Origin of the sequence: Alistipes sp. An66 (assembly GCF_002161445.1) — a bacterium.
Taxonomy (GTDB): domain Bacteria; phylum Bacteroidota; class Bacteroidia; order Bacteroidales; family Rikenellaceae; genus Alistipes; species Alistipes cottocaccae.
The window spans coordinates 1-12,059 of record NZ_NFHT01000004.1 but is presented as its reverse complement, the minus strand read 5'-3'; the positions used below and the strand labels follow the sequence as shown (position 1 = coordinate 12,059).

Sequence of the window (12,059 nt, the reverse complement as noted above, 5' to 3'; positions counted from 1 at the left end):
ATCGAGAAAAAGACGCCGCGGACCGAAAATTCGCCGCTTTTGCCTTATCTTTGCACCCGTCATGAAGCGAATGAACCGCGAAATACTGCGTCTGGCGCTCCCGAACATCGTCTCGAACATCACCGTCCCGCTCATGGGCATCGTCTCGACGGCCATCGCAGGGCACTGGGGCCAGGACTCCGCCGCAACGATCGGGGCACTGGCCATCGGCGTCTCGATCTTCAACTTCATCTACTGGAACTGCTCCTTCGTGCGCATGGGGACCAGCGGCCTCACCGCACAGGCCTTCGGCGCCGGGAATTTCCGCGAATGCACCAACATGCTCGCCCGAGCCCTCTCCGTAGCGGGCATCATGGGCGCGGCGATGCTCCTGCTCCAATACCCGCTGGGCGAACTGGCCCTCTGGGCCATGAACGGCGGCGAGATGACCCGCGCATACTTCTACACCCGCATCTGGGCCGTGCCGGCCGGCATCCTCCTCTTCGGATTCAACGGCTGGTTCACCGGCATGCAGAACGCCCTCTTCCCGATGATCACGGCCGTCACGGTCAACCTGATCCACCTTGCGTGCAGCCTCGCCTTCGCATTCGGGCTCGATCTGGGGATCGTCGGAATCGCCTGGGCATCGGTCGTGGCGCAGTGGTGCGGCGTGGGGCTGGCCACGGTGCTGCTCATCGCCAGATACCGGTCGCTGCTGACCGCGATCCACTGGTCGGAGGTGCTGGACGTGCAGCCCCTGCGGCGCTTCTTCGTGATCAACCGCGACATCATCCTGCGCACGCTCTGCATCGTGGCCGTCTATACCTTCTTCACCGGCGCCTCGGCCCGTATGGAGGACCGCACGCTGCTGGCCGTGAACGCCCTGCTGCTCGAACTCTTCACGCTCTTCTCCTACATGAACGACGGTTTCGCCTACGCCGCCGAAGCCCTCACCGGACGCTTTATCGGGGCCCGCGACCGGGCATCGCTCGGCGAATGCCTGCACCGCTGCCTGCTCTGGGGCACGCTCGTGTCGGTCGTGTTCGTGGGGATCTACCTCGTGTGGTGGCGCGATCTGGTGGGGCTCTTCGTCGACCGCGCAAATCCCGACACACCGCAGATCATCGAACTCGCCGGGCGTTACATCGTCTGGATCATCCTGATCCCCATCGCCTCGGCCATGCCCTTCATCATGGACGGAATCATGGTCGGCGCCACCGAGACGCGCGTCATGCGCAACTCGATGTTCGGGGCCACGGCCGCTTATTTCGCCATCTTCTACGCCCTGCGGCCGTGGATCGGCAACAACGCACTCTGGCTCGCCTTCACGCTCTACATGTTCCTGCGGGGCGTCCTGCAATACATCATGACCCGCGGCCTGCGGACCATCCGCGAAAAGGCGTAGAGCCCACCCTTGTACACAAGCGGCCGGACCCTCCGCAATTCGGAAGGTCCGGCCGCTCTTTCGATCGCCGGATGCCGGTCGTCCCCGCGTCCGAACGGTTACTCTTTGCCGGCAGACGCCGCAGGAAGCCAATCGTCGCGGAAGGCCTCCGAACCGGTTTTTTTAGCAAAAATCCGCTCCGGCGTATAAGCCGCAGCTTCGTCGCCGGTCAACTCCCGCGACCAGGCCACACGCCCCGAGCGGTCGGCCCCCGGGCCCGTACAACCGTATTCGCCGTAGTAGACATCGCCCTTGCGGGCCGCATCGTGCCAGTCGCGCCACCCCTCGGGGCGGATCGCCGCCGGCAGCTCGCAACGGATCCACACCGTGCGGGCGGTCGATTTCCACGGACGCCCGAGGTAAACACGCGTCACGCCGTCGGCCGCCGTCACGCGGCAATCGCGGAAGACATAGCCGTACAGGTTGCGCTCGGTGGTCGAAGCCGCCGTAATGAAGCTGTCGGATTTGGCGTGGATCCGGCAGCGGTCGAAAAGGACGATCGACGGACCGAAGATGAAATCGGTCGTCCCCTCGATCCGGGAATCCGTGACGTAAACGCGCGAGACATAGCCCTTCGTGAAGAAGGTGTCCTGATCGCCGACGAGACGGCAACGGTCGATGCGGATGCGGTCGCCGCGGGTTTCGAGGGCCACGGCCTGCCCGACCCTTCCGGCATCGTTCTCGACGGTGACGCCTTCCAGCACCACGTCGTCGGCCTGCAACGACATCGTCCACGTGTCGTAGGTCGTCATCTCGTGGCCGTCGACGACCTTACCCGTGTGATCATTCCAGACGATGCGGACCTTTTCGGCCCCGCCCACGCCGACGATCCGCACGCGGTCCTTGTAGACGTCGAGCGTCACCTTCTCGCGGTACGTGCCGGGCAGGATGCGCACGGTGCGCCACCCGTCGGGTTTCGGGGGCAGGGCGTCGAAGCATTCCTGCACGGTGCGGAAGTCGCCTCCGCCGTTGCAGTCGACCGTATAGACGGGCTCCCCGGCAAAGGCCCGGAGTGCGAAAAGAGAGCAGAGAATTCCCCAAACAAGATATTTCATAACATTTGAATGCAATTAGTTTGCCTTCGTTTAAATCCAAGCCCCCTCCGAAGAGGGGGTTTGGAGAGGGCAGATTTGCAGATGCCGCCGCAGACGGCGGGCTGTAACCGGGATGAACCCTGCAACGGCCCAATCCCGAGCTCCACAGACGCCTATAACGTCACACCCGTCTTGAAGATGGCAATCTCCTTGAAGCCCGTGCGCTCGTGTTTGAGGTGTTCGCCGTCGGCCGTCGCGAGGACCTTCCCGATCAGCCGTTCCAGCACGGTGTGCGGCTCCTCGTCCTCGACCAGCGTCCCGGCGTTGAAGTCGATCCAGTTGGCCTTGAACTGCGACAGCGGCGTGTTGGTCGCGATCTTCATCGTCGGAACGAACGACCCGAAAGGCGTGCCGCGCCCCGTGGTGAACAACACCAGCTGACACCCCGACAGGGCCAGCGCCGAGGCGGCCACCAGGTCGTTGCCCGGCGCCTGCAAGAGGTTCAGACCCGGCTTCACGATCGGATCCGCATAGCCCAGCACATCGACCACGGGTTGTGCCCCGCCCTTCTGCACGCAACCCAAAGACTTCTCTTCGAGGGTCGTGATGCCGCCCTTCTTGTTGCCGGGCGAGGGGTTTTCGTAGATCGGCTGGTCGTATTTGCGGAAGTAGCCCTTGAAGTCGTTGATCAGGTGCACCGTGCGGTCGAAGACCCCGCCGTCCGCGGCGCGGTCCATGAGGATCGTCTCGGCACCGAACATCTCCGGGACCTCCGTCAGCACGGTCGTGCCGCCCTGCGCCACCAACCAGTCGGAGAACAACCCCACCAGCGGGTTGGCCGTGATGCCCGAGAAGCCGTCCGAACCGCCGCACTTCAACCCCACTTTCAGATACGACAGCGGCAGCGGCTCGCGCCGATCGGCTTTCGTGCGTTCGACCAGTTCGCGGCAAATTTCGAAACCCGTCTCGATCTCGTCCTCGACCTCCTGCGCGATGAGGAACTTCACGCGCTCGTCGTCCCACTCGCCGATCTCCTCTTTGAGGGCCGCGACCTGATTGTTCTCACAGCCGAGCCCCAGCACCAGCACCGCACCCGCATTCGGATGCCGGACCAGTGCGGCCAGCGCCCGCCGCGTGTTGGCGTGGTCGTCGCCCAGCTGCGAACAGCCGTAGTTGTGCGTGTAGACGCGCACGTCGTCCAGATGCGAGCAGTCGCATTCGCGACGCACCCGCTCGGCAATGGCCTGCGCCTGTCCGTTGACGCACCCCACCGACGGCACGATCCACAACTCGTTGCGGATGCCCATCTGCCCGTTGCGGCGCAGGTAGCCCTGCACCGTGACGTCGCGTTTCGGAATGTCAAGCCGGCGCAGCTGCGGCGTATAGGTATAGGTGAGGTCGTCGTGCAGGTTGGTTTTCAGGTTGTGCGAATGGATCCACGCCCCCGCGGGAATCGCCTCCACGGCATGGCCGATCGGATAGCCGTACTTGACGACGTCCTCCCCCGCGGCGAGGTCGCGCAGCGCGAACTTGTGCCCCCGGGCCACCGCCTCGCGCAGTGTCACCGTCGTGCCGTCCGCCTCCACCCGCTCGCCGGCCGCCAGATCCGCCAGCGCCACGGCCACGTTGTCCGCGGCATTGATTTTCAGAAATCGTTTCATCGCTTCTTTTGCTAATAAAAAAGCGGAGCCGGACCCTCCGGACCTCCGTCATCCGGCTTCCGGCCCGTCCGCTCCGCCTTTTCGGGAAAATGCTATTTCGTCAAAAATTTGTCCAGCGCGCCCTTCATGCCCAGCGACTCGATGTCACCCACATAGCCCGCAACGGCCTCCACGAAGCCCGGAACCTCCGAGAAATCCACCGTGAAGATGCCGCTCTCGCGCACGATCTTCGCGATCGTCCCTTCGAGGTCCTCCGAATTCCAGTTCTGACGGATGTAGTCGACGAACTCCTTCGTGTCGTCGGGCTCGAAACCGCTCTTCGGGCTGTACAGCGACATCAGTGCCGCGAAGGTGAAGCACTCGCGCGCGGCCAGCTTCCCGGCCTTGAACCAGTTGTCCTTCACGGTCGGATAGTTGCGCGCCTCCCACTTCGACAGCGAATTGAGCGAGATCGAACGCAGCAGGTGCTTGATGAAGGGGTTGTAGAAGCGTTCGAGGATCCCCGCGGCGAACCGTTTCAGCTCCTCCTGGTCCTCCTCGATCATCGGGATCACCTCCTCGGCGACCATCTCGTTGATGAAGCGCTCGATGGCCGGCGTGTTGAAGGCGTCCATCACCGTCTCGCAACCCATTTGCAGCGCGATGGGCACCATGCCCGTGTGCGAACCATTCAGAATGCGCACCTTCTTGTCGCGGAACTGCTTGATCGACGGCATGAAGATCACGTGCAGACCCGCCTTGTCCAGCGGCAGCTCCTTCATCACCTCCTGATAGCCCGGGCCGCCGATCGCCCACAGGTGGTACAGCTCGGCCTTCACAACGAGGTTGTCATCGTAGCCCAGCTCCTCCTTGATCTCGTTGATGGTGTCGCGCGGGAACCCCGGCACAATGCGGTCGACCAGCGTATCGCAGAAGTGGCAGTTGCGCTCTACCCAGTCGATGAAGTCGGCCCCCAGGCCGTTGTACATCGCATGGCGGATCACATACTCGTGCAGCGTCGAGCCGTTGTTCTCGATCAGCTCGCAGCAGATGATGCACAGACCCTTCGTCGGGTCGCCGTTGAAGTGCTTGAAGCGCTTGTAGAGCAGGGCCGTCATCTTCGCCGGGTAGGACTTCGGCGGACGGGCTTCCAGATCGTCGCCCTCCTCGTAGCGGATTCCCGCCTCCGTGGTGTTCGAGATCGTGATTTTCAGCTCCGGCGACAGGAAATATCGCTCGTATTTCTCATACTCCACATAGGGGTTGAACGAGTCCATGACGCTCTTCACCAGCCGCACATCCTTCTTCGGCTGGCGGTTCTCGATGCCTTCCAGATAGACGTGGTAGAGGTTGTCCTGCCGGTGCATCAGGTCGATCATGCCGAGCACCTTGTGCTCGGGATCCAGAATCGGCTGGCAGATGGCCACGCCCGAATTCATGACGCCCTTCTCGTTGGCGATGTCGATCTGCCAGTCCACGAAGGCCCGCAGGAAGTTGCCCTCGCCGAATTGCAGGATACGAACGGGGCGGTCGACCGTTTCGACGGTCGACTTATTGAGTTGTTTCATCTTTGTAAGGACTTGGTTGTGAGTCCGGAGAGAACCGACGGCGGCCATTCTGCCGGCCGCCGTCGGTCCGGACCCGAAAAATTATTCGATGACGATAGGCTTGTACTTCGGAACCAGCGTCTTCATGATCGCCCATGCCACCAGATAGGCCACGGCGCAGATGCAGAAGATGATCATGTAGCCGGCTTCCTTGCCGTCGAAGCCCATGAAGCGGAACGCATCGCCCATCTGCTCCGAGTGTGTGAAGAGCGCACCGGCCCCCTTGTTGATCAGGAACGAACCCACACCCCCGGCCATGCCGCCGATACCCGTAATGGTCGCAATGGCCGATTTGGGGAACATGTCGCCGATCGTCGAGAAGAGGTTCGCCGACCACGCCTGGTGTCCGGCGCCGGCCAGACCGATGATGATCGCGGGCCACCATACCGAGTAGGTTCCGGCACCCTGCGCGAAGAGCGCGGGCAGCGGCAGGAACGCAAAGATCAGCATCGCCAGCATACGGCCCGCATAGGGGTTCATGCCCTTGCGGTCGACGAAGAGCTTCGGCAGGTAGCCGCCGAAGATCGACAGCACCGTCACAATGGCGTAAAGCGTGAAAATCAGCGCGATACCCATTCCCGAGCTGGACGAGTAGCCGTACTGGTCGGAGAAGTAGGCCGGAGCCCAGAAGAGGTAGAACCACCATACGCCGTCGGTGAAGAACTTGCCCGTGATGAACGACCAGGTCTGCCGGTAGGTGAAGCAGCGCCAGAACGGAATGACCTTTTCGGGTTTCTCCTCCTGTGCCTTGACCTCGGCAACCGGCATCTCGGCGTCATCCTGATGGATGTAGGCCAGCTCGGCCTCGTTCACGTGCTTCGACTTTTCGGGTTTGTCATACATGAAGACCCAGAAGCCCATCCAGAGGAAGCCCAGCGCTCCGATGATCAGGAAGGCCATCTCCCAGCCGCCGCCGACTCCCAGATCCTTGAAATACTGGGCCAGCAGCGGAATCGACGCCGGAGCCACCAGTGCACCCACCGACGCCCCGGCATTGAAGATCGAGGTGGCGAAGGCCCGGTCCTTCTTCGGGAAGTACTCGGCGGTCACCTTGATCGCTGCCGGGAAGTTGCCCGCCTCACCCAGTGCGAGGATACACCGCGCGGCCAGGAAGAGCCAGACGCTCGTCGATGCTATGGCGAACGCCACGGCCGTACCCGCCTCGACCGAGGTCATGGCCTTGACCGACTCGAAACCCTCGATGTGCATCGTGGCCCAGCCGCAAGCGGCGTGCAGGCAGGCGCCCAGCGACCATACGCCAATGGCCCACAGATAGCCCTTCTTGGTGCCCATCCAGTCGATGAAGCGGCCCGCGAAGAGCATGCAGAGCGCGTAAACGAGCGAGAAAACAGCCGTAATGGTTCCGTAATCGGCGTCGGTCCAGTGGAACTCGGGGGCGATGAAGTCCTTCCAGGTCAGCGACAGCACCTGACGGTCCAGGTAGTTCACCGTCGTGGCCACGAAGAGCAGCACACACATCCACCAACGCCAGTTGGTCATCAGTTTGGTTGAAGTTGATGCGGTTTTTGTCATGAGATAAGGTTTAGGTCGATGAGATTATACTTACTTGTTCTTCACACCGGCAATGACGTCGAGTGCAAAGCGGCATTTTTCCGTAATGGCCTTCCAGTCCTTGGCGGCGATCACCTCCTTGGGGAAGAGCTGCGAGCCCATGCCCACGCAGTAGACCCCGGCCTTGAACCACGCCGTGAGGTTCTCCTCCGTAGGTTCTACGGCGCCCGTAGCCATGATGTTCGACCACGGCAGCGGCGCCTTGACGTTCTTGACGAACGACGGACCGCCGACGTTGCCCGCCGGGAAGACCTTCGTCAGGTCGCAGCCCAGTTCCTGGGCGATGCCGATCTCCGTCACCGAACCGCAGCCCGGCGTATAGGGCACCAGGTGACGGTTGCAGACCTTCGCAACCTCGGGGTTCAGGTAGGGACCCACGACGAAGTTCGCGCCGTACTGGATGTACATGGCGGCCGTCGGGGCATCGACGATCGTACCCACGCCCAGCACCATCTCGGGGCACTCCCGGGCGGCGAACTTGATCACCTCGATGAAGACCTCCGAAGCGAAATCGCCGCGGTTCGTGAACTCGAAAGCGCGCACACCGCCCTCATAGCAGGCCTTGACGACCTGTTTGGCGATCTCGGCGTCCGAGTGGTAGAAGACGGGGACCATACCGGTCTTGCCGATGGCCTCCATGACTTGCATTTTTGAAAAACGTGCCATTTTCAGAATTTGTTTTTACCTATATCGAAACCTGCGGAGGAGAGACGCGGCTCTTGCCGCCGCCCCCGCTCCGTCCATTATGCATCAGCGCTGTACGCGGCCGCTGGCGTTGCCCCCGGCCAACGACTCGACCTCCTCGGCCGAAACGAGGTTGAAGTCGCCGTTGATCGTGTGCTTCAAGGCCGAAGCTGCCACGGCGAATTCGAGCGCCTCGCCCTGCGTCGGCTTGGTCAGCAGGCCGTGGATGATGCCGCCCGAGAAGGAGTCGCCGCCGCCCACGCGGTCGATGATCGGGTTGATGTCGTAACGCTTCGACTCGTAGAACTCCTTGCCGTTGTAGATCATCGCCTTCCAGCCGTTGTGCGTCGCCGAGAACGACTCGCGCAGCGTCGAGATCACATACTTGAACCCGAACGTCTCGGCCATCTGGCGGAAGATGCCCTTGTAGCCCTCGGCATTGGTCTCGCCGCCCTCGACGTCGGCGTCGGGCTTGAAGCCCAGGCACAGCTCGGCATCCTCCTCGTTGCCGATGCAGACGTCGACGTACTGCATCAGCGGCTTCATGATCGACTGCGCCTTCTCCTTGGTCCAGAGCTTCTTGCGGAAGTTCAGGTCCACCGATACCGTAACGCCGTGACGCTTGGCGGCCTCGCAGGCCAGTTTCGTCAACTCGGCAGCCTTGTCCGAGATGGCCGGCGTGATGCCCGACCAGTGGAACCAGTCGGCACCCTCCATGATGGCGTCGAAGTCGAAATCCGCGGCGTCGGCCTCGGCGATGGCCGAGTGCGCACGGTCGTAGATCACCTTCGAAGGACGCATCGAAGCTCCGGTTTCGAGGTAGTAGATGCCGACACGGTCCCCGCCCCGGGCGATGAAGTCGGTCTTCACGCCGTATTTGCGCAGCGCATTGACGGCCGACTGTCCGATCTCATGCTTCGGGAGTTTCGTCACGAAGTAGGCGTCGTGGCCGTAGTTGGCACACGAGACGGCCACGTTGGCCTCGCCGCCGCCATAGACGACGTCGAACGAATCGGATTGTACGAAACGGGTGTTCCCCGGCGTCGAAAGACGCAGCATGATCTCTCCTAATGTTACGATTTTCATGATTGGTTATCCTGAATTAGAATTTGAAGAAATTTTTCGCATTGCGGTAGCAGATGCCCTCGATGATCTCGCGGCCGATGAAGTCGAGCTCCGAGGCGGGCAGCAGCCCCTGTTCGATGTCGTTGCCCACCAGGTTGCACAGCGTGCGCCGGAAATACTCGTGCCGCGGGTACGAAAGGAACGAGCGCGAGTCGGTCAGCATCCCCACGAAGCGGCTCAACAGTCCCAGCGTCGAGAGGGCGTTCATCTGCTTCTCCATGCCGTCCTTCTGGTCGAGGAACCACCACCCCGACCCGAACTGGATCTTCCCGGCACCGTAGCGGCCGTCCTGGAAGTTCCCGAGCATCGTGGCCACGAGCTCGTTGTCGCGCGGATTGAGGTTGTAGATGATCGTGCGCGTGAGCTTGTCCCCGCGGTCGAGCAGGTCGAAGAATTTCGACATCGCCTTGCCCACTGTGAAGTCCCCGATCGAGTCGAAGCCCGTGTCGGGTCCCAGCTGCTTGAACATCCGCGAGTTGTTGTTGCGGATCGCGCCGTAGTGGAACTGCTGCGTCCAGCCCGTCTTGTGGTCCATGACGGCGAATTCGACCATCATCGCCGTCTTGTACTTGCGGATCTCCTCCGGCGTGAGCTCCCGCCCGCCGTACACCTTATTAAAGATGGCGTCGATCTCCGGCTGCGTGTAATCCTCGGCGTAGAACTCCTCGATGCCGTGGTCCGAGAGGCGGCAGCCCACCGACTCGAAGAACTTGTGACGCACGCGCAGGGCGTCGATCACGTCGGCGAACTGCGAGATCGAGACCCCCGACACCTCCGACAGCCGCTCGATGTAGGCGCGGAAATCGGCGGCCGATTCGACAGCCATCGCCTTGTCGGGGCGCCACGTCGGGAGCATCTTCACCGCAAAGCCGTCCTCGCGCACCTTGATGTGGTGTTCGAGCGAGTCGACCGGGTCGTCCGTCGTGCAGACCACCTCGACGTTGTAGTGCCGCATCAGACCGCGGGCATGGTATTCGGGCTGTTGCAGCAGCGCCGTACAGCGGTCGTAGATCTCGCGCGCCGTCGAGGGGTTCAGGAGCTTCGTCACCCCGAAGGCGGTTTTCAGTTCCAGGTGCGTCCAGTGGTAGAGCGGGTTGCGCATCGTATAGGGAACCGTCTCGGCCCACTTCTCGAACTTCTCCCAGTCGGTCGTATCCTTGCCCGTGCAGTAACGCTCCTCGACGCCGTTCGTGCGCATGGCACGCCACTTGTAGTGGTCGCCTTCGAGCCAGATCTTCGACAGGTTCTCGAAACGGTGGTCCGAAGCCACGTACTCCGGGATCAGATGGCAATGGTAGTCGATGATCGGCTGTTTGGCCGCGTGTTCGTGATAAAGCCGCTGCGCCGTTTCGGTCTGCAACAGGAAATTCTCGTCGTTGAACTCTTTCATTTTATTGCTGTATTCCGTTGATATTCCTTGCGTGGAAGGGGGTCCGCACATGGCAAGGCCTCCTTTTCAGCATGTAAAATTAGCAACTTTCCGCGATACACACTACGAAAAATCACCAAATTAAATAGAATATTTACCGTTCTGGTTGACCAATGTACGGAAAAATCGTAAATTTGCCAAATCAAACTTCGAAAAACTTCTGTTATCATGATGATGAAGAACTCCATTCTGGGAGTCGCTGCCCTGCTCGCAGCCTCCTGCACGCCGGCGCTGAAAGTCGACGTGACGAACCCTTCGCAGATCGAACGCGACGACGAAACGGTCGAAATCGCATGGTCCGAAATCGCGGCGCTGAAAGGCGTGACGCCCGAAAACGTCGTCGTCCTCGACGACGACAAGGAGCAGGTCCCCTCGCAGGTCCTCTACCGCGGCGGCGCCGAACCGCAGGCGCTGATCTTCCAGACCGACGCCGATGCGCTGGAAACCAAACGCTTCCGGATCGTCACGGGCGTGCGTGAGGCCTACCGCGCCGAAGCCTTCGGACGCCAGGTGCCCGAGCGCTACGACGACTACGCCTGGGAGAACAACAAGGTCGCCTACCGCCTCTACGGCCCGGCGCTGGAAACCTCGCCCGAAAAGCTCGTTACGCCGGGAATCGACGTCTGGGTGAAGTGCACCGACAAGCTCGTCATCGACGAGTGGTATGCCAAAGGCGACTACCACCACAACTACGGTGACGGCATGGACTGCTATAAGGTGGGCGTAACGCTCGGATCGGGGGCTTCGGTACCCTTCGTCGACGGCAAGTTCTGGTTCATGGACCACAACTACGCCACGGCCCGCACGCTCGACAACGGCCCGATCCGCACGAGCGTCGAGCTGACCTACGCTCCGTTCGACGTCAACGGCACGCCGGTGTCGCTCGTGAAGACCATCTCGCTCGACGCCAACCAGCGTTTCAACCGCATGGACAACGTCTACACGGGAGAATTTGCCGAGATGCCCGTCGCCGCAGGCTTCGTGCGCCACGACGTGAAGCGTGTGATGAACGGCGACAACTGGATGGGTATGGAGGAGGCCGCATCGGATACGAAGGATCCGGTCCGCGACGGCGACATCTTCCTGGGTGTGATCCTGCCGGGCGCCGAAATGCTGGCCGACACGCTGGGGCATGCCGTAGCGGTCAAGAGCGTGAAGTCCGGCGAGACGCTCACCTACTACGCAGGCTCGGGATGGAGCCAGGGCGGCGTGGAGAACATGGGCGAGTGGGTCGAGGAGATCGGCGCCGCGCAGGCCGCAGCCACGCAGCCGCTGACGGTCACCGTCCGCAAATAGGTCCGGAACACGCCCGGGAGTGAACCGGGGCTGTCCCGGAACACGCCCACAAAAGGCCCGGAGCACATCCGAAAAAGACCCGGAGCACACCGCGGAGATCCCCGAAGCGGGCTCCCGGAGACCAAAACCCCTGACACCACCGGTGTCAGGGGTTTTCCTTGTTGAACCGGACCCTTCCGCGAAAAATTCAGCCTCCAAGAGCCCGTCCTGCAACCGCCCCATACCCCCGGAATTCTTCCCGCACCGAGC

At 61.9% G+C, this 12,059-nt stretch carries 9 protein-coding genes; 2 read left to right on the top strand and 7 right to left on the bottom strand.

Annotated features, from left to right (window positions below):
* Window positions 1–70: 70 nt before the first annotated feature.
* Entirely contained in the window at window positions 71–1,384 is a 1,314-nt protein-coding gene (locus tag B5G16_RS04030; protein ID WP_087261803.1) for an MATE family efflux transporter, read from the top strand.
* Window positions 1,385–1,482: 98 nt separating this feature from the next.
* On the opposite strand, the gene B5G16_RS04025 is transcribed toward B5G16_RS04030, so the two are convergent.
* From B5G16_RS04025 to uxaC, 7 genes are all read right to left on the bottom strand, one after another.
* Window positions 1,483–2,478: a pectinesterase family protein gene (locus tag B5G16_RS04025; protein WP_087261462.1), complete on the bottom strand. Its 996-nt coding sequence runs from the start codon at window positions 2,476–2,478 to the stop codon at window positions 1,483–1,485.
* A gap of 152 nt (window positions 2,479–2,630) precedes the next feature.
* Window positions 2,631–4,118: a UxaA family hydrolase gene (locus tag B5G16_RS04020; RefSeq protein WP_087261459.1), complete on the bottom strand. Its 1,488-nt coding sequence runs from the start codon at window positions 4,116–4,118 to the stop codon at window positions 2,631–2,633.
* Window positions 4,119–4,210: 92 nt separating this feature from the next.
* Window positions 4,211–5,665, bottom strand: a complete 1,455-nt coding sequence (locus tag B5G16_RS04015; RefSeq protein ID WP_087261455.1) for a tagaturonate reductase — start codon at window positions 5,663–5,665, stop codon at window positions 4,211–4,213.
* A gap of 81 nt (window positions 5,666–5,746) precedes the next feature.
* On the bottom strand, window positions 5,747–7,237 hold the full coding sequence (locus B5G16_RS04010) for an MFS transporter (RefSeq protein ID WP_239405953.1): 1,491 nt from the start codon (window positions 7,235–7,237) through the stop codon (window positions 5,747–5,749).
* 30 nt (window positions 7,238–7,267) lie between these two features.
* Window positions 7,268–7,942, bottom strand: coding sequence for a bifunctional 4-hydroxy-2-oxoglutarate aldolase/2-dehydro-3-deoxy-phosphogluconate aldolase (locus tag B5G16_RS04005; protein WP_087261449.1), 675 nt, complete (start codon window positions 7,940–7,942; stop codon window positions 7,268–7,270).
* An 84-nt stretch (window positions 7,943–8,026) separates the two neighbouring features.
* The gene (locus B5G16_RS04000; protein ID WP_087261446.1) at window positions 8,027–9,046 is read right to left on the bottom strand and encodes a sugar kinase; all 1,020 of its coding nucleotides are present in this window, start codon (window positions 9,044–9,046) and stop codon (window positions 8,027–8,029) included.
* A gap of 16 nt (window positions 9,047–9,062) precedes the next feature.
* Window positions 9,063–10,475, bottom strand: a complete 1,413-nt coding sequence (gene uxaC, locus B5G16_RS03995) for a glucuronate isomerase (protein ID WP_087261443.1) — start codon at window positions 10,473–10,475, stop codon at window positions 9,063–9,065.
* Window positions 10,476–10,682: 207 nt separating this feature from the next.
* Here uxaC and B5G16_RS03990 point away from each other — a divergent pair, with 207 nt between their 5' ends.
* Window positions 10,683–11,810 (top strand): DUF4861 family protein, encoded by a 1,128-nt coding sequence (locus B5G16_RS03990; RefSeq protein WP_239405952.1) that lies wholly within the window; start codon window positions 10,683–10,685, stop codon window positions 11,808–11,810.
* Window positions 11,811–12,059 lie beyond the last annotated feature (249 nt).

Excerpts from the sequence above, each read along its gene's own strand:
- B5G16_RS04030 (WP_087261803.1), top strand. The coding sequence starts at position 71 with ATGAACCGCGAAATACTGCGTCTGGCGCTCCCGAACATCGTCTCGAAC.
- B5G16_RS04025 (WP_087261462.1), bottom strand. The coding sequence starts at position 2,478 with ATGAAATATCTTGTTTGGGGAATTCTCTGCTCTCTTTTCGCACTCCGG.
- B5G16_RS04020 (WP_087261459.1), bottom strand. The coding sequence starts at position 4,118 with ATGAAACGATTTCTGAAAATCAATGCCGCGGACAACGTGGCCGTGGCG.
- B5G16_RS04015 (WP_087261455.1), bottom strand. The coding sequence starts at position 5,665 with ATGAAACAACTCAATAAGTCGACCGTCGAAACGGTCGACCGCCCCGTT.
- B5G16_RS04010 (WP_239405953.1), bottom strand. The coding sequence starts at position 7,237 with ATGACAAAAACCGCATCAACTTCAACCAAACTGATGACCAACTGGCGT.
- B5G16_RS04005 (WP_087261449.1), bottom strand. The coding sequence starts at position 7,942 with ATGGCACGTTTTTCAAAAATGCAAGTCATGGAGGCCATCGGCAAGACC.
- B5G16_RS04000 (WP_087261446.1), bottom strand. The coding sequence starts at position 9,046 with ATGAAAATCGTAACATTAGGAGAGATCATGCTGCGTCTTTCGACGCCG.
- uxaC (WP_087261443.1), bottom strand. The coding sequence starts at position 10,475 with ATGAAAGAGTTCAACGACGAGAATTTCCTGTTGCAGACCGAAACGGCG.
- B5G16_RS03990 (WP_239405952.1), top strand. The coding sequence starts at position 10,683 with ATGATGATGAAGAACTCCATTCTGGGAGTCGCTGCCCTGCTCGCAGCC.